The sequence below is a fragment of the Allonocardiopsis opalescens genome (assembly GCF_003002095.1).
Taxonomy (GTDB): Bacteria; Actinomycetota; Actinomycetes; order Streptosporangiales; family Streptosporangiaceae; genus Allonocardiopsis; species Allonocardiopsis opalescens.
Genome location: NZ_PVZC01000010.1, coordinates 114436 through 131350, shown reverse-complemented (window position 1 = coordinate 131350; position 16915 = coordinate 114436). Strand labels below are relative to the sequence as shown.

The 16915-nt window shown below is 72.4% G+C and carries 16 protein-coding genes; 13 read left to right on the top strand and 3 right to left on the bottom strand.

What is annotated here, in order from left to right:
- Window positions 1-3: 3 nt before the first annotated feature.
- The 3 genes from CLV72_RS28290 to CLV72_RS28280 are packed head-to-tail and all read left to right on the top strand — an operon-like array spanning window position 4 to window position 3742.
- The gene (locus tag CLV72_RS28290; protein ID WP_211303149.1) at window positions 4-1317 is read left to right on the top strand and encodes a phosphoribosyltransferase family protein; all 1314 of its coding nucleotides are present in this window, start codon (window positions 4-6) and stop codon (window positions 1315-1317) included.
- Window positions 1318-1355: 38 nt separating this feature from the next.
- Complete coding sequence (locus CLV72_RS28285; protein ID WP_342755697.1) at window positions 1356-2525, top strand: site-2 protease family protein; 1170 nt, start codon at window positions 1356-1358, stop codon at window positions 2523-2525.
- Between the two features lie 53 nt (window positions 2526-2578).
- The gene (locus CLV72_RS28280; protein WP_106252557.1) at window positions 2579-3742 is read left to right on the top strand and encodes a GNAT family N-acetyltransferase; all 1164 of its coding nucleotides are present in this window, start codon (window positions 2579-2581) and stop codon (window positions 3740-3742) included.
- A gap of 46 nt (window positions 3743-3788) precedes the next feature.
- Here CLV72_RS28280 and ppgK read toward each other — a convergent pair whose 3' ends face one another.
- Window positions 3789-4574: a polyphosphate--glucose phosphotransferase gene (gene ppgK / locus CLV72_RS28275; protein ID WP_106252554.1), complete on the bottom strand. Its 786-nt coding sequence runs from the start codon at window positions 4572-4574 to the stop codon at window positions 3789-3791.
- 233 nt (window positions 4575-4807) lie between these two features.
- On the opposite strand from ppgK, the gene CLV72_RS28270 reads away from it, so the two are divergent.
- Together CLV72_RS28270 and arc are read left to right on the top strand one after the other, a co-directional pair.
- Complete coding sequence (locus CLV72_RS28270; protein WP_106252552.1) at window positions 4808-5737, top strand: tRNA (adenine-N1)-methyltransferase; 930 nt, start codon at window positions 4808-4810, stop codon at window positions 5735-5737.
- A 261-nt stretch (window positions 5738-5998) separates the two neighbouring features.
- A complete protein-coding gene (arc, locus tag CLV72_RS28265; protein WP_211303148.1) occupies window positions 5999-7768 on the top strand; it encodes a proteasome ATPase in 1770 nt (589 codons plus the stop codon).
- 172 nt (window positions 7769-7940) lie between these two features.
- Here arc and CLV72_RS28260 read toward each other — a convergent pair whose 3' ends face one another.
- Both CLV72_RS28260 and CLV72_RS28255 read right to left on the bottom strand, forming a co-directional pair.
- Window positions 7941-8264, bottom strand: a complete 324-nt coding sequence (locus CLV72_RS28260; protein WP_106252546.1) for a hypothetical protein — start codon at window positions 8262-8264, stop codon at window positions 7941-7943.
- An 88-nt stretch (window positions 8265-8352) separates the two neighbouring features.
- Complete coding sequence (locus CLV72_RS28255) at window positions 8353-8829, bottom strand: hypothetical protein (RefSeq protein ID WP_146159599.1); 477 nt, start codon at window positions 8827-8829, stop codon at window positions 8353-8355.
- Between the two features lie 276 nt (window positions 8830-9105).
- Here CLV72_RS28255 and CLV72_RS32485 point away from each other — a divergent pair, with 276 nt between their 5' ends.
- The 8 genes from CLV72_RS32485 to prcA all read left to right on the top strand — a co-directional run bounded on the left by CLV72_RS32485 (window position 9106) and on the right by prcA (window position 16847).
- The gene (locus tag CLV72_RS32485; protein ID WP_170141153.1) at window positions 9106-9282 is read left to right on the top strand and encodes a hypothetical protein; all 177 of its coding nucleotides are present in this window, start codon (window positions 9106-9108) and stop codon (window positions 9280-9282) included.
- Window positions 9283-9493: 211 nt separating this feature from the next.
- On the top strand, window positions 9494-11344 hold the full coding sequence (locus tag CLV72_RS28250; protein ID WP_106252542.1) for a bifunctional metallophosphatase/5'-nucleotidase: 1851 nt from the start codon (window positions 9494-9496) through the stop codon (window positions 11342-11344).
- Window positions 11345-11427: 83 nt separating this feature from the next.
- Window positions 11428-12942, top strand: a complete 1515-nt coding sequence (gene dop / locus CLV72_RS28245; RefSeq protein ID WP_342755696.1) for a depupylase/deamidase Dop — start codon at window positions 11428-11430, stop codon at window positions 12940-12942.
- A 73-nt stretch (window positions 12943-13015) separates the two neighbouring features.
- A complete protein-coding gene (locus CLV72_RS28240) occupies window positions 13016-13975 on the top strand; it encodes a hypothetical protein (protein ID WP_106252536.1) in 960 nt (319 codons plus the stop codon).
- 102 nt (window positions 13976-14077) lie between these two features.
- Window positions 14078-14287, top strand: a complete 210-nt coding sequence (locus tag CLV72_RS28235; protein ID WP_106252534.1) for a ubiquitin-like protein Pup — start codon at window positions 14078-14080, stop codon at window positions 14285-14287.
- Window positions 14288-14332: 45 nt separating this feature from the next.
- Window positions 14333-15106: an endonuclease VII domain-containing protein gene (locus CLV72_RS28230; protein ID WP_106252532.1), complete on the top strand. Its 774-nt coding sequence runs from the start codon at window positions 14333-14335 to the stop codon at window positions 15104-15106.
- A 101-nt stretch (window positions 15107-15207) separates the two neighbouring features.
- Complete coding sequence (gene prcB, locus CLV72_RS28225; protein WP_106252529.1) at window positions 15208-16053, top strand: proteasome subunit beta; 846 nt, start codon at window positions 15208-15210, stop codon at window positions 16051-16053.
- Between the two features lie 65 nt (window positions 16054-16118).
- On the top strand, window positions 16119-16847 hold the full coding sequence (gene prcA / locus CLV72_RS28220; protein ID WP_106252526.1) for a proteasome subunit alpha: 729 nt from the start codon (window positions 16119-16121) through the stop codon (window positions 16845-16847).
- The last annotated feature ends 68 nt before the right edge of the window (window positions 16848-16915 follow it).

Sequence of the window (16915 nt, the reverse complement as noted above, 5' to 3'; positions counted from 1 at the left end):
GTGATGACTCCTTCTCCGATCTCCCTGCCGTTCACCGACCGCGCCGACGCCGGCCGCCAGCTCGCCGCGCGCATGGGCGCACTCGCGCTCAGCCGCCCGCTGGTCCTCGCCCTGCCCAGGGGCGGGGTCCCCGTCGCCGCCGAGATCGCCCGCCGCCTCGACGCCCCGCTCGACGTGTGGGTCGTCCGCAAGATCGGAGCCCCCGGCCGCCCCGAACTGGCCGCCGGCGCCATGGCCGAAGGCGCCGCCCCCCTCTACGACCCCGGCATGCTCGACCGGCTCGGCACCACCCCCCAGGCGCTCGCCGGCACCGTCGAGGCCGAACGAGCCGAACTGCGCCGCCGCATCGGCGCCTACCGCGGCAAGCGCCCCGCCCCCGACGTGCACGGCCGCGACGTGATCGTCGTCGACGACGGCCTCGCCACCGGCGCCACCGCCCGCGCCGCCCTGCGCGCCATCCGGGCCGGCTCACCCGCCCGCCTCATCCTCGCCGTCCCCGTCGCCTCCGCCGACGCCCTCGCCGCGCTGCGCGCCGAAGCCGACGACACCCTCGCCCTCACCGCCCCCGCCTCCTTCGGCTCCGTCGGCGAGTGGTACCGCTCCTTCACCCAGCTCACCGACGCCGACGTCATCGCGCTGCTGTCGCGGGTCCGCGAGAGCGTCACCGCCGAACGGATCTCCGAGCGCGCCGTGCGGCTGCGCGCCGGCGACGTCGACCTCGACGGCGACCTGGTGGTGCCCTGGCGCAGCCGCGGCCTGGTCTTCTTCTCCCACGGCCAGGCCAGCGGCCGCACCAGCCCCCGCAACCGCGCCGTCGCCGCCGCCCTCCAGCGCTACGGCTTCACCACCCTGCTGTGCGACCTGCTCACCGACGCCGAACGCGACCCGTCCTCGGGCACCGCCGGCCCGCCCGCCGTCGCCCTGCGCGCCCAGCGCCTGGCCGCCGCCGTCCGCTGGCTGCGCAGCGCCTCCGACCTCGCCACCCAACCCGTCGGCCTGTGCGGCTCCGGCTCCGGCGCCGCCGCCGCCCTCACCGTGGCCAGCCGCTGCCCCGACGACGTCGCCGCCGTCGTCTGCCGCGGCGGCCGCCCCGACCTGGCCGGCGACGACCTCCCCGGCGTGCGCGCCCCCACCCTGCTGCTGGTCGGCGGCGCCGACCCCGAGGTGCGCGAGGCCAACGCCGAAGCCGCCAAACGGCTGGGCGGCCCCGCCGAACTCGTCGAGGTCCCCGGCGCCGGCCACCTCTTCGCCGAACCCGGCACCCTGGACGAGGCGGCCGCCCGCACCGCCGAATGGTTCCAGCGCCACCTCGGCTAGCGCCGCCCGCCCGCCCGGGGCCGACTACGATCGGGGGCGTGGCAGAGACCGGAGCACCCACATCCCGCCGGGAGCCCGGCCAGGGCGGCCGCGAGCGCCGCCCCGGCCTGTACATGGGGCGCTGGTTCGGCATCCCCGTCTACGTCGGCCTGTCCTGGTTCCTCATCGCCGCCCTCATCACCTACTGGTACGGCGACTACATCCGCTCCCTGCTCGACATCGGCGCCTGGTCCTACCTCGTCGCCTTCGCCTTCGCCGTCCTGCTGTACCTGTCGGTGCTGGTGCACGAACTCGCCCACTCCGTCCTCGCCCGCCACTACGGCCTGCCGGTGCGCCGCATCGTCCTCTACATGCTCGGCGGCGTCTCGGAGATCGAACGCGAACCGCAGACCGCCGCCCGCGAGTTCTGGGTCGCCTTCGTCGGCCCGCTGCTGTCGCTGCTGCTGGCCGCCGTCGGCTTCGTACTGTGGCTCGTCGTACCGCAGGCCACCGTCCCGGGCGTCCTCATCCAGCAACTGTGGGTCGCCAACCTCCTCGTCGGCGTGTTCAACCTGCTCCCCGGCCTGCCCCTGGACGGCGGCCGGATGCTGCGCGCCGGCGTGTGGGGCGCCACCGGCAGCCCCGCCGCCGGCACCCGCTTCGCCGCCTGGGCCGGACGCGCCCTGGGCGCCCTCGTCCTCGCCATCCCGCTGCTGCTCGCCCTCGCCTACGGCGAGATGCCCAGCCTGCTCACCTTCGCCTGGGCCGCCATCCTCGGCGGCTTCATCTGGATGGCCTCCAGCCAGTCCCTGCGCGTGGCCGGACTCCGCGAACGGCTCCCCGGGCTGAGGGCCGGCGCCCTCGCCAGACGGGCGCTGCCCGTCGCCGCCGACCTCCCCGTCTCCGAGGCGCTGCGCCGCCGCACCGAGGCCGGCGCCGGCGCCCTGGTCGTCTGCGACCACGAGGGCCGCCCCACCGGCGTCGCCAGCGAGGCCGCCATCGACCGCATCCCCGCCGAACGCCGCCCCTGGGTGGCCGTCAGCGGCACCGCCCGCTCCCTGGAACCCGCCCTCATGCTCGGCCGCGACCTCGCCGGAGAAGAACTCATCAAGGCCGTGCAGGCCGCCCCCGCCGGCGAGTACCTCGTCGTCGACGACGACGGCCGCGTCTACGGCGTCCTGGTCAAGGCCGACCTCGACCGCGCCCTGGCCGCCGCCGCCCGCGGCTGAGCCGGCCGCAACCCGCTCGCCCCGCCCGCCGCCGCGTCGTTAGGGTCGCGGACATGGAGATCCGCACCCTCGACCCCGCCGACGCCCCCGCGGCCTTCGACCTGCGCAGCCGCGCCTTCGGCCCGCTGCCGCCCGACCGCGTCGCCTCCCGCGTCGAGCGCATCGCCGCCGCCATCCCCGCCGGCCGCGAACTCGGCTGCTACGAGGGCACCCGCCTGGTGGCCACCGCCCGCATCCACGACCACCGCCAGTGGTGGCACGGCCGCGACCTCGCCATGGCCGGCATCGCCGGCGTCGCCGTGGCACCCGAGGAACGCGGCAGGGGAGTGGGCCGACTCCTGATGCGGACCGTCCTGGCCCGCTGCGCCGAACTCGGCTCCCCGCTCTCCGTGCTGTATCCGGCCACCACACCGCTGTACCGCTCGCTCGGCTGGGAGCACGCCGGCGGCTCCTACCAGCTGCGCTTCCCCGCCGAAGCGCTGCGCGCCCTGGCCGGGCCGCCCGTCGCGCTGCGCCGCGCCGGCCCCGCCGACGCCGCCGAGGTGCGCGAGGTGCTGCGGCGCGTGCACGCCGCCCGCCGCGACAGCGGCCCGCTGGACCCCGGCGAGGACAACACCCGCGACCGCATCGCCGTCGGCGGCTACTCCTACCTCGCCCACGACGGCTACCTCGACTACGACTGGGGCGAGGGCAACCGCTCCCTGCACATCGACACCCTGGTCGCCGCCTCCGCCGACACCGCCCGCGCCCTGTGGGCCGCCGTCGGCAGCGGCGCGAGCGTCGTCGACACCGTCACCGCCATCGCCGACCCCCGCGACGCCGTCACCTGGCTGGCCCGCGAACCCCGCTCCGAACTCATCGAGAACTACCGCTGGATGCTGCGCCTCGTCGACGCCCCCGCCGCGGTGTCCGGGCGCGGCTACCCGGCCACCGCCGCCGTCGAGACCCGCCTGCACCTGGCCGACGAGCAGCTGCCCGCCAACGCCGGCGACTGGACCCTGCGCATCGCCGGCGGCAAGGGCGAACTCGTCCGCGCGCACGGCCCCGCCCCGGCCGACCCGCCGCGCCTGGGCATCGGCGCCCTGGCCGCCCTCTACGCCGGGGTGCCCACCGCCACCCTGCGCGCCTGCGAACTGATGACGGGCGGCGACCCCGCCACCGACGACGCCCTGGACGCCGCCTTCCACGCCCAGCCCTTCACCCTGCACCGCTTCTGAAGACCCCGCCCCGCCGCGGCGCCGCCGCGCCGCGGCAGGGCGCGGCTCACACCCCCAGGCTCTCCTGCGCCAGCAGCGCCGCCCCGATGATCCCGGCGTCATTGCGCAGCTGCGCGGGCACGATCGGCGCCCGCAGGTGCAGCAGCGGCAGGAAGTGCTCATGCCGCTTGCTCACCCCGCCGCCCACCACGATCAGGTCCGGCCACAGCAGGTCCTCCACCGTGCCGAAATAGCGCTGCAGCCGCCGCGCCCAGTGCTCCCAGGACAGGTCCTCGCGCTTGCGCGCCCCGTCGGAGGCGCGCCGCTCGGCGTCGTGCCCGTCGATCTCCAGATGCCCCAGCTCGGTATTGGGCACCAGCACCCCGTCCACGATCAGCGCCGAACCGATCCCGGTGCCCAGCGTGGCCACCAGCACCACCCCGTCGGCCTCCCGCGCCGCACCGTAGTGCGCCTCGGCCACCCCGGCGGCGTCGGCGTCGTTGACCGCGTGCACCGGGCGGCCGGTCGCCTCGCCCACCAGCCGCGCCACATCCGCCCCGATCCACGACTCGTCCACATTGGCCGCCGTACGCGCCACCCCGTGGGTGATCACCGCCGGGAAGGTCACCCCCACCGGCCCCTCGGCGTCGCGCGGATCGCGGGCCGCCAGCTCCGCGACGATCTCGGCCACCACGGCCACCACCGCCTCGGGAGTGGAGGGGTCCGGCGTCTCGATCCGCACCCGCTCCCCGTCGAAGGCCCCCGCGGCCAGGTCCACCGCGGCGCCCTTGATGCCGCTGCCGCCGATGTCGACCCCGATGCCGCGCGTCGCCGCGCTCCTGCGCTTGCTCATGGTCCCTCTCGCGCGTCGTGGGGGCGCACCCCCGCCCGGCCCTGCGCCGGCGGCCGGCGGGCGCACCCGCGCCCCACCGCCCCGGCCCCACCGCACAGGCTGCCACATCCGCGCCCCCGCGCGCCCCGGCCCGCGCGGCCGGCGGCCCGGCGCGGCGCCGGCCGCCGCTACCCTCGTACCGGCGCGGCGGGCCGCCGCGCCGGTACGAGCGGACACGGGGAGTAGAGACCACAGTGCTGGGAGTCAGCGGACGACGGGGGCCCTTCGAGGCGGGCGACCTGGTGCAGCTCACCGACCCCAAGGGACGGATGCACACCATCACCCTCAAGGAGGGCGGCTCCTTCCACACCCACCGGGGCCGCCTGGACCACGACGAGCTGATCGGCAGGCCCGAGGGCGTGGTCGCCCGCGCCACCTCCGGCACCGCCTACGTCGCCCTGCGCCCCCTGCTGGCCGACTACACCCTGTCCATGAAGCGCGGCGCCACCATCGTCTACCCCAAGGACGCGGCCGAGATCCTGGCCCAGGCCGACATCTTCCCCGGCGCCCGCGTGCTGGAGGCCGGAGCCGGCTCCGGCTCCCTGTCGTGCTGGCTGCTGCGCGCCGCCGGCACCGGCGGACTCGTCTCCTCCTACGAGCGGCGCGCCGACTTCGCCGACATCGCCCGCCGCAACGTCGAGGGCTACTTCGGCGGCCCCCACCCCGCCTGGCGGCTCACCGTCGGCGACCTCGGCACCGAACTCGCCGACTCCGACATGGACAGGGCCGTCCTCGACATGCTCGCCCCCTGGGAGTGCCTGGAGGCCGTGGCCAAGGCCCTCGCCCCCGGCGGGCTGATCTGCGTCTACGTCGCCACCACCACCCAGGTGTCGCGGATCGTGGAGGCCATGCGCGCCCACGGCGGCTTCCACGAGCCGCGCTCCTTCGAGACCCTGGTCCGCACCTGGCACGTCGAAGGGCTCGCCGTGCGCCCCGACCACCGCATGGTCGGCCACACCGGCTTCCTGGTCACCGCGCGCCGCCTCGCCGACGGCGTCACCGTCCCCGAGCGGCGCCGCCGCCCCGCCAAGGGCGCCTACGGCGAGGAGTGGACCGGCGCCGAACCGCCCGGCCCCGACGCGCCGCCCGCCGAACCCGGAGACACCGGACCGACTCCTCTCTAGGGAACCGGAACCGGCCACCCCCTGGAGGTTTAGCGCCCCCGCCACATGCGCCGAAGGCCGCCCCAGGGGCCCCGACATGACGAAATGGCTGGTCCCCTCCGGGCGTTTCGGGCCAAACCGGTACCAGCGCCGGAAGCCCCCTACCATCGGCGGTTGACGGCGCTCAAGACCGGGGAATGAGCGGAACGACACGGCCCCAGGGGCCAGGTTAGAAATAAGGCACGGGTAGGTAGGGTTCGAACTAGTCAGCTTCTCGAGGAGGTGACGGACGTGGCCCAACGCGACGACGACGTGCGTGCACAGCACGACCGTGAGGTCGCCGACCTTACTGAGCAGATCTCCTTCCTCGAGAAGGAGATCGAGTCGCTGCGCCGGAGACTGCTGGAGTCCCCGCGCCACACGCGGCTGCTCGAAGACCGGCTTCGCGAGACCCAGGCGAACCTCGCCGCGGTGACCAGCCAGAACGAACGCATGGCCAGCACCCTCAAGGAGGCCCGCGACCAGATCGTGGCCCTCAAGGAGGAGGTCGACCGGCTCGCCCAGCCCCCGTCGGGCTTCGGCGTCTTCCTGGAGGCCCGCGACGACGGCACCGCCGAGATCTTCACCGGCGGCCGCAAGCTGCGCGTCACGGTCAGCCCCGGCATCGACGCCGGCACCCTGCGCCAGGGCCAGGAGGTGATGCTGAACGAGGCGCTCAACATCGTCGAGGTCATGTCGTACGAGACCATCGGCGAGGTCATCATGCTCAAGGAGGTGCTGGAGGGCGGCGACCGCGCGCTCGTCATCTCCCACTCCGACGAGGAGCGCATCGTCCGCATCGCCGAGCCGCTGCGCGACCAGCCGCTGCGCGCCGGCGACTCCCTGCTGCTGGAGCCGCGCTCCGGCTACGTCTACGAGCGCATCCCCAAGGCCGAGGTCGAGGAGCTGATCCTCGAAGAGGTCCCCGACATCTCCTACCACGACATCGGCGGCCTCGGCCCGCAGATCGAGCAGATCCGCGACGCCGTCGAACTGCCCTTCCTGCACGCCGACCTCTTCCGCGAGCACCAGCTGCGCCCGCCCAAGGGCGTCCTGCTGTACGGCCCGCCCGGCTGCGGCAAGACCCTCATCGCCAAGGCGGTGGCCAACTCCCTCGCCAAGCAGGTGGCCGACCGCACCGGCAACGAGGGCGGCCGGAGCTTCTTCCTCAACATCAAGGGCCCCGAGCTGCTCAACAAGTACGTCGGCGAGACCGAGCGCCACATCCGGCTCGTCTTCCAGCGGGCCCGCGAGAAGGCCAGCGAGGGCACCCCGGTCATCGTCTTCTTCGACGAGATGGACTCCATCTTCCGCACCCGCGGCTCCGGCGTCTCCAGCGACGTCGAGAACACCATCGTCCCGCAGCTGCTCAGCGAGATCGACGGCGTCGAAGGGCTGGAGAACGTCATCGTCATCGGCGCCTCCAACCGCGAGGACATGATCGACCCCGCCATCCTGCGCCCCGGGCGCCTCGACGTGAAGATCAAGATCGAGCGGCCCGACGCCGAGGCGGCCCGCGACATCTTCTCCAAGTACATCCTCACCGGCCTGCCGCTGCACCCCGACGAGGTCAAGGAGCACGGCAACGACGAGGCGGCGTGCGTGGAGGCCATGATCCAGCGGGTCGTGGAGCGCATGTACACCGAGAGCGAGGAGAACCGCTTCCTGGAGGTCACCTACGCCAACGGCGACAAGGAGGTCCTGTACTTCAAGGACTTCAACTCCGGAGCGATGATCCAGAACATCGTCGACCGCGCCAAGAAGATGGCCATCAAGTCCTTCCTGGACACCGGCCAGAAGGGCCTGCGGGTCGCCCACCTCCTCCAGGCCTGCGTCGACGAGTTCAGCGAGAACGAGGACCTGCCCAACACCACCAACCCCGACGACTGGGCCCGCATCTCCGGCAAGAAGGGCGAGCGGATCGTCTACATCCGCACCCTGGTGTCGGGCAGCAAGGGCAACGAGGCCGGCCGCAGCATCGACACCGTGGCCAACACGGGCCAGTACCTGTAGCAACGCGCCCTGGCAGCACCTCAACGGGGACCCGCCGGATTTCCGGCGGGTCCCCGTTGTTCCGGGTGTTCCCGTTCCCGGTGACGGCATGGGAAGCCTTCAGCGCGGCCTGCCCGGCCGGGGCGGGTACCGCCGTTCACGAGTCGCGGGCGACCGGCGGCCGATTCTGTTCCTAGCAGCTGTCGACCCGGTCCAGGGCACCGGGGTAGAGCCACGTGTAGTGGTGCCGTGCGCCCGAACTCATCGAGGTGCACGAGAAATCGGGCGCCCACGAGAGGATCACCCTCACGCTGACGGTGCGACCGCAGTTGTTGGTCAGGTAGAGGTCGTCCTCGGCGCCGGAGTCGTCGAGGTTCCGTGCGACACACGAGGGCGCTTCGGCGAGAACGCCGACTCCGCCGTCGGCCGCCGGGGGAACAGTGGCGGCCGTGGCCGTGCCGGACAGTCCGGCGAACAGGAGGAGCGTCGCCGCGATCGCGACTGCCGTCCGCTTCATATCGTCCTTTCGTGACCGGTCGTGCGCTCGGGTCGTAACGGCCCGGCGGTGTTCAGGGCGCGTCCGTTCTCGGCCGATGGCGCGGCCTCTAGCCGCAGTTGCCCCAGGTGTTGCGGCCGCCGTAGGCGGTGCGGTCCAGGTTCGGCGTCTCGATCAGCGCCTGGTAGCGCACGCAGCGGTCCGCGGCTTCGGCGCTGGCCGCGGCGTAGTGGGCGTAGTAGTCCATGTCGATGGCCGACGGGCGGCCCTCGATCTGAAGTGAGGCCGCGGTCCAGCTGACGACGCCGTGCAGGCTGCCCGTCTTCAGCGCCACCGCGCAGTTCTGCTGGTACTGGGCGTTCCACAGCAGGTAGGCGGTGCCGAAACGGTCTCCGTCATTGGTCTCGATCGGGCCCGAGTGCAGCACCGAGTAGTTCCCGTTGGGCCAGTCGCAGCCCTCCGCGGAGACGACCACCTGGCCGATCGAGTGCGCCGACGCCGGGGCGGCGGCGCCCAGTACGCCGCCCGCGGTGAACAGCAGGGCGAGCACCGCCAGTGCGGCCCCCCGTAACGCGCTGAATCGCATGAAGCCCCCTTCAAGCGGACAAAACCGTCGATAGCACCCTAGAAGTTCTCTGTGGACATCGGCGCCCCGCAGCCGCATGTGGCCACGACCCCGCCGCCGCAGGGGATCCGGCCGGACATGCCCGACAAGGCCACGCAACGCAGCGAAACGGCTACGGTGGGTTATTGTGGCTGGTGGGACGTCCCAAGTGCAGATACAGGCGGACTCGTCGGAGCGGAAGGGACATCCACCGCACCGCACCCGCCGGTCAAACACGACGAACGGGAGATCACCAGCATGAGAACCATCAGCAAGCTCACCGCCGCCGCGGCGCTCACCCTCGGCCTCATCGGCCTCGGCACCACACCGGCCACCGCCGGCGACGGCGTCGACTGCAACGACGTACTCGCCGGACTCGTCAACGTCAACCTCGACCTGCTCGTCCTGTGCCTGCTGGAGGAGAACGGGCACTGACCGGCACGACCGAGCCGCACCACGCGGGGGCCGGCGCCGACCGGCCCCCGCACCCGGGCCGAGCCCTCAAGCACCCCCCGCCACCACCCAGACCCGCGATGAGACCCCTCCGTTAGCCCCCCGTACCCCGAGCCGCCCGACCGGCTGCCCTACCATGGTCCGGCCGACAAGACCCGCCGGCCCGCCGCAGCCCTCTCGCCGGGAGCACCCCATGCGCCGCCACACCCCCACCAGCCGACCCTGGCGCGCCGCCGGCGCACTCGCCGCCGCCCTCACCCTCGCCGCCACCACGGCCGCCCCCACCGCCGCCGCCCCCGGCACCCAGCAGCAGGCCGCCCCCGACTACACCCTCACCCTCCTGCACAACAACGACGGCGAATCCCACCTCACCGGCGCCGCCGCCGACCCCGGCTACGGCGGCGTCGCCCGTTTCGCCGCCCTCCTCCAGCAACTGCGCCGGACCGAACTCGCCGGCACCGCCGCCCAGCCCGGCGAAGCCCACCGCCGCGGCGTCCTCACCCTCTCCTCAGGCGACAACTTCCTCGCCGGCCCCCAGTTCGCCGCCAGCCTCGACCACGGCACCCCCTACTACGACTCCCTCGCCCTGCGCCGCATCAACTACGACGCCACCGCCATCGGCAACCACGAGTTCGACTTCGGCCCCGACACCCTCGCCGACTTCATCACCGGCATGAGCCCCCGCACCCCCTACCTGTCCGCCAACCTCGACGTCACCGCCGAACCCGCCCTGGCCGCCCTCGCCGACCAGGGCCGCATCGCCGCCGCCACCGTCGTACGCGAAAACGGCGAGGACATCGGCATCATCGGAGCCACCACCCCCGACCTCGCCGCCCTCTCCAGCCCCCGCGGCGTCACCGTCGACACCCGCGTCGCCGCCGCCGTCCAGGCCCAGGCCGACCGGCTCACCGCCCAGGGCATCGACAAGATCGTCCTCCTCGCCCACCTGCAGAACATCCAGAACGAACGCGCCCTCGTCGCCGAACTCGACCACGTCGACATCGTCATCGCCGGCGGCGGACACGAACTCCTCGCCGACGACGACACCCCCCGCGTCCCCGGCGACACCATCACCCTCGACCCCGCCACCGGGCAGCCGCTGCGCTACCCCCTCTACGCCGACGACGCCGACGGCACACCCGTACCCATCGTGACCACCGCCGGCGAGTACAAGTACGTCGGCCGCCTCGTCGCCACCTTCGACGCCCACGGCCACCTCACCTCCATCGCCGACCGCTCCGGACCCGTGCGCGTCTCCGGCACCGGCGACGACGCCGTCCAGCCCGACCGCCACATCCAGCGCGAGACCGTCGACCCCGTCCAAGCCCACGTCGCCCGACTCGACACCACCACCATCGCCACCAGCGAAGTCGCCCTCGAAGGCCGCCGCGACCCCGGCGTGCGCACCCAGGAGACCAACCTCGGCGACCTCCTCGCCGACGCCCTCCTCGACGCCGGCCAGGACAACGCCGCCCAGTACGGCGTCACCCCGCCCCAGATCGCCCTCCAAAACGGCGGCGGCATCCGCAACAACAGCCTGATCCCCGCCGGACCCGTCACCGAACTCGACACCTACGCCATCGCCCCCTTCGCCAACTTCGTCGCCGTCGTCCCCGACGTCCCCCGCACCCAGGTCAAGGAACTCCTGGAGAACGCCGTCGCCGGACTCCCCGCCGCCGACGGCCGCTACGCCCAGATCGCCGGCCTCCGCTTCACCTACGACCCCGCCGGCACCCCCCAGCGGCTCGCCCCCGACGGCACCGTCCAGACCCCCGGCACCCGCATCGTCAACGCCGCACTCGACGACGGCACCCCCCTGATCACCGCCGGCCAGGTCGTCGACGGACCCGGCATCGCCATCGCCACCAACGACTTCTCCGCCCGCGGCGGCGACCAGTACCCCTTCCGCGGCCTGCCCTTCACCAACGTCGGCCTCACCTACCAGCAGGCCCTCCTCGCCTACATCACCGACGACCTCGCCGGCACCATCACCGCCGCCGACTACCCCGAAGGCGGTGAAGGCCGCATCACCCCCGCCGGGTGACCCCGCCCCACCGCGCCACGCCGACCCGCCCCAATTCCCCGGGCAGGGTTCAACGCGCGCCACCGCTGGATAACCTCATAGACATGACAGTGCGGCGGGTAATGGGTACCGAGACCGAGTACGGCATCTCCGTGCCCGGTCAGCCAGGCGCCAACGCGATGATGACCTCCACCCAGGTCGTCAACGCCTACCTCGCGGCCTCGGCCGCCCGGGCCCGCAGGGCCCGCTGGGACTTCGAGGAGGAGAACCCCCTCCGCGACGCCCGCGGCTTCGACCTCGCCCGCGAAGCCGCCGACCCCAGCCAGCTCACCGACGAAGACCTCGGCCTCGCCAACGTCATCCTCACCAACGGCGCCCGCCTCTACGTCGACCACGCCCACCCCGAGTACTCCACCCCCGAATGCACCAACCCCCGCGACATCGTCCTGTGGGACAAGGCCGGCGAACGCGTCATGGCCGACGCCGCCCGCCGCGCCGGACGCGTCCCCGGCGCCGCCCCCATCCAGCTCTACAAGAACAACACCGACAACAAGGGCGCCTCCTACGGCGCCCACGAGAACTACCTGATGCGGCGCGCCACCCCCTTCGCCGACATCGTCCGCCACCTCACCCCCTTCTTCGTCTCCCGCCAGGTCTACTGCGGCGCCGGCCGCGTCGGCATCGGCGCCGACGGCCGCGGCGACGGCTTCCAGATCAGCCAGCGCGCCGACTTCTTCGAAGTCGAGGTCGGACTCGAGACCACCCTCAAACGGCCCATCATCAACACCCGCGACGAACCCCACGCCGACCCCGAGAAGTACCGGCGCCTCCACGTCATCATCGGCGACGCCAACATGAGCGAGATCTCCACCTACCTCAAGGTCGGCACCACCGCCCTCGTCCTCGCCATGATCGAAGACGCCTTCATCAGCGTCGACCTCAGCCTCGAGACCCCCGTCGCCGCACTCCGCGCCATCTCCCACGACCCCGGCCTCACCCAACTCGTCAAACTCCGCGACGGCCGCAGGATGACCGCCGTCCAACTCCAGCTCGAATACCTCGACCAGGCCCGCAAGTACGTCGAAGACCGCTTCGGCCCCGACGTCGACCCCGACACCGCCGACATCCTCCGCCGCTGGGAGACCGTCCTCGCCAAGCTCGCCGACGACCCCTTCCAGCTCTCCCGCGAACTCGACTGGGTCGCCAAACTCGAACTCCTCAACGGCTACCGCCGCCGCGACGGCATCGACTGGAGCCACCCCAGGCTCCAACTCGTCGACCTCCAGTACCACGACGTCCGCCCCGACAAAGGCCTCTACAACCGCCTCGTCGACCGCGGCCGCATCGACCGCCTCCTCACCGAGGACGAGGTCGACGCCGCCATCGAGAACCCCCCCGAGGACACCCGCGCCTACTTCCGCGGCCGCTGCCTCGCCAAATACGCCGACTCCGTCGCCGCCGCCTCCTGGGACTCCGTCATCTTCGACCTCCCCGGCCGCGACTCCCTCCAGCGCGTCCCCACCCTCGAACCGCTCCGCGGCACCAAGGCCCACGTCGGCGAACTCCTCGACCGCTCCCGCACCGCCGCCGACCTCGTCGCCGCCCTCACCGGAGAGTGACCGCCCCCGTCCCGCAGCCCGACACCCCGCGAGGGCACTGCCCTCCGGCGCCCCCGCGACCTAAGCTGAGCACGTGCGCGTATCCGATCTCGGTGAGCTGATCCAGGCCGTGTGCGACGACAAGGCCGAAGCCCTCGACGAGCTGGAGTACATCGCCGCCGCCCGTCCCGACGCCCTCAGCCCCTACCTCGCCGAGCTCGCCGCCGCCGGAATCTGGTGGCCCCACGAGCTCTACCGCGGCGCTGACACCACCCTCAAAGCCGACCTCATCCGCCGCGTCGACGCCGGAACCGGCAATGTCAGGGCCATGCTGACCGCCCTGGCCACCGCCGGCGGCCCCGACGTCGAAGCCGCCTTCGCCCGCTGGAGCACCCGCCCCCCGCACGGCCGCGACACCACCGGCCACAGCCTCGCCGGAGGCTGGACCCTGCGCGACGGCCGCCGCCGCGAACTCTGCTCCGCCACCGCCTACCAGCTCCCCGGCAAAGGCGACATCGTCGGCGCCGCCGTCACCGTCGGCGGCGTCGAGCGCGAATGCTGCCCCCAGTGCGGCATGCCGCTGTGGAGCGTCCTGGACGCCGATGCGGGCGACCCACGCGTCGCCGCCGCCCTCGCCCACACCGGCTGGCAGGGACGGCTGCGGATGGTCACCTGCCACCGCTGCGCCTGCTACGGCACCGTCTTCTGCGAGGTCGAGCCCGGCCGGGGCCGCTGGTCCGAGCACACCAGGCGCCCCGCCTCCATCGGCCGCGACACCGACGAATGGTCCATCCCGCACATCATGCTCGCGCTCGGCGAGCGCCGCGGCACCCCCTACCAGGCCAGCGCCTGGGAACCGGGCGGCTCCACCCTGGGCGGCCAGCCGCAGTGGATCCAGCACTGGGACTACCCCGACTGCGCCCGCTGCGGCGAGACGATGGACTACATCGCGCTCGTCTTCGGCGGCGACCTGGAGGACTGGGGCGAAGGCGCCTACTACCTCTTCCTCCACGCGGGCTGCGGCCTCGCCGCGGTCACCTTCCAGCAGAGCTGAGACTTTTCGGACGCACCGAACACGGTTCAACCCCGTGTCCGCGGGCCAAGATACTGTGCAGGGACCCCCGCACCGGGGCGCCGTTCGATCAGGAGGAGAACGATGGCGAGCACCGAAAGCGGCGGCCAGAAGCGCGCCAGCCGTACCGAGGAAGAGGTCGAGGAGGTCCAGGCCGAAACGGCTTCGGACGTCCAGGACCGGCAGAAGGAATTGGATGAGGATGTCGATTCTATTCTCGATGAAATTGACGAAGTCCTAGAAAGTAATGCCGAGGATTTTGTCCGGTCGTATGTGCAAAAAGGAGGGGAATGATCATTCTTAATTTGCAAATCAAAGGGTAATTTAAATGGACATGGAATGGACTTGAAAAAATGTAGAGACTGTGGCGTTGCCAAGGAATTGGCGCAGTTCTGGAAGATGCAGGCGGCGCCGGACGGCCTCTCGTACTACTGCATCGACTGTGCGGCCGAGCGCAACCGGCGTGGCAAGGAGAACCGAGCGCGTCGACAGGAGAAGACGTACACTCCGCAGGGGCGGCGGCGCGTGCTCGCCGAAGGAGAGAAATGGTGTCCGAAGTGCGAGCGCGCGCTGCCCCGGTCGGAGTTCGGAAGTAATCGGTCGAGTCGTGACGGTCTTACTGCCTATTGTCGTCCCTGTCACAATAGGATTGGTCGGGAGAACCGAGAGCGCAACCACGGCGGCACCCGCCACTACCACCTCAAGCGCCGATACGGAATCGGCGCCGACGACGCCGAGCGGATGCTGGCGGAGCAGGGCGGTGTCTGCCTCATCTGCCACAGGGAGCTCGGCGTGGAGAATATGCACGTCGACCATTCGCACACCACGGGGGAGGTACGGGGAATCCTCTGCTTCAACTGCAATGGCGGGCTGGGGCAGTTCAAGGACGACCACGAGCGGATGCTGCGCGCGATCACCTACCTCGACGCACGGATGCGGCCGAGCCTTGCCCGTCGCGGCGCGGTGTCGTGCCGCTGCTCCCTCACCGCCGTCCCCGGCCGGGAGCGGGTCCGCCGCCTGTGCGGCGACCACGCCCCCGCGCACACGGTGGTTCGCCCACAGCTGATCGGGTGGGGTTCCGCAAAGCCCCACCGGCGCCGCGAAGCTGAGTAGGGTCGGAGCCCAGGAGCAGCAAGGAGCAGCACCGCACGAGCACGCACCACCCGTTGCGGGGCGGCCGGCAGGGCCGCCCCGGGCCGTCTAGGAGGATCCGCTTGGTCTCGCCGTTCGATGGAGCCGGCCGTCTGCCCGCCGCGTTCCTGAGCCCCGGTAGTTCGTCCTTCGTCGACTTCCTGGCCGCTCAGGCGCCCGAGCTGCTGCCGGGGCGGCGGCCGCTGCCCGAGGGCGCGGCGGAGGAGCTGACTCCGCATGCCACCACGATCGTCGCGCTGACCTTCCCCGGTGGGGTGGTGCTGGCGGGGGACCGCCGCGCCACCTCGGGGAACGTGATCGCGCACCGGAACATGGAGAAGGTGTACCGCTCCGACGAGTTCTCGGCCGTGGCGATCGCGGGCGCGGCCGCGCTCGGCATCGAGCTGGCGCGGCTGTTCCAGATGGAGCTGGAGCACTACGAGAAGCGCGAGGGGCGGCGGCTGTCGCTGGACGGCAAGGCGAACCGCCTGGGCGCGATGGTGCGCGGGAACCTGGCGCTGGCGATGCAGGGGCTGGCGGTGGTGCCGCTGTTCGCGGGCTATGACGAGGACCGCGGCGGGGGCCGGGTGTTCAGTTACGATCCGGCGGGCGGCCGCTACGAGGAGCACCGCTTCCACTCGATCGGTTCGGGTTCGGTGTACGCGAAGGGCGCGTTGAAGAAGCTGTACCGCGACGACCTCTCGGCCGAGGACACGGTGCTGGTGGCGGTGCAGGCGCTGTACGACGCGGCCGAGGACGACGCCGCCACGGGCGGTCCCGATGTGCACCGGCGGATCTTCCCGATCGTCGCGGTGATCACCGAGGAGGGCTACCGGCGGCTGCCGGAGGCCGAGGTGGCCGCGGTGGCCGAGGCGGTGGTCGCCGGGCGGGCGGAGCGTCCCGACGGCCCGGGTGCGCCGCTGCGCTGAGCCTGGTGCCGGGGCCGCCCCGGCGCCCTGTCCGACCTCCACCCTCTAGCAAAGGAAGGCCAGCCGTGTCTGTGCCGTTCTACGTGTCCCCGGAACAGATCAGCCGGGACAAGGCCGACTACGCGCGCAAGGGCATCGCGCGGGGCCGCAGCGCTGTGGTGCTGCAGTACGACGACGGCATCCTGTTCGTGGCCGACAACGTGTCGCGGACGCTGCACAAGATCAGTGAGATCTACGACCGGATCGCGTTCGCGGCGGTGGGCCGGTACAACGAGTTCGAGAACCTGCGGCTGGCCGGGGTGCGCTTCGCGGATCTGCACGGCTACACCTATGACCGCTCCGATGTGTCGGGGCGGGCGCTGGCGAACGCGTACGCGCAGACGCTGGGCAATATCTTCAGTGAGACGAACAAGCCGTACGAGGTGGAGATCGTGGTGGCGGAGGTGGGCGACTCCACCGAGGGCGACCAGATCTACCGGGTCACTTTCGACGGTTCGGTGGTGGACGAGCGCGACCATGTGGTGATGGGCGGTTCGGCGGACCGGGTGGCGGGTGCGCTGCGGGACCGCTATGAGCAGGGGGCGGGGCTGGCGGCCGCGCTGCAGGCGGCGGTGCACGCGCTGGCCTTCGAGGCGGAGGAGGAGCGCCAGTTGGAGGCGTCTTCGCTGGAGGTGGCGGTGCTGGACCGCAATCGGGAGCACCGGATGTTCCAGCGGATCACGGGGCGGCGCCTGACGGAGCTGCTGGGCCGCGACGGCGGTGGCGGGGCGCCGGAGGGCGGCTCGGAGGGCTGAGCGCCCGTTGGGCTGCGGCGGCGCCGGTCCGGTGGGCCGGCGCCGTTTCGCGGGCGGGGTGGTGGGCG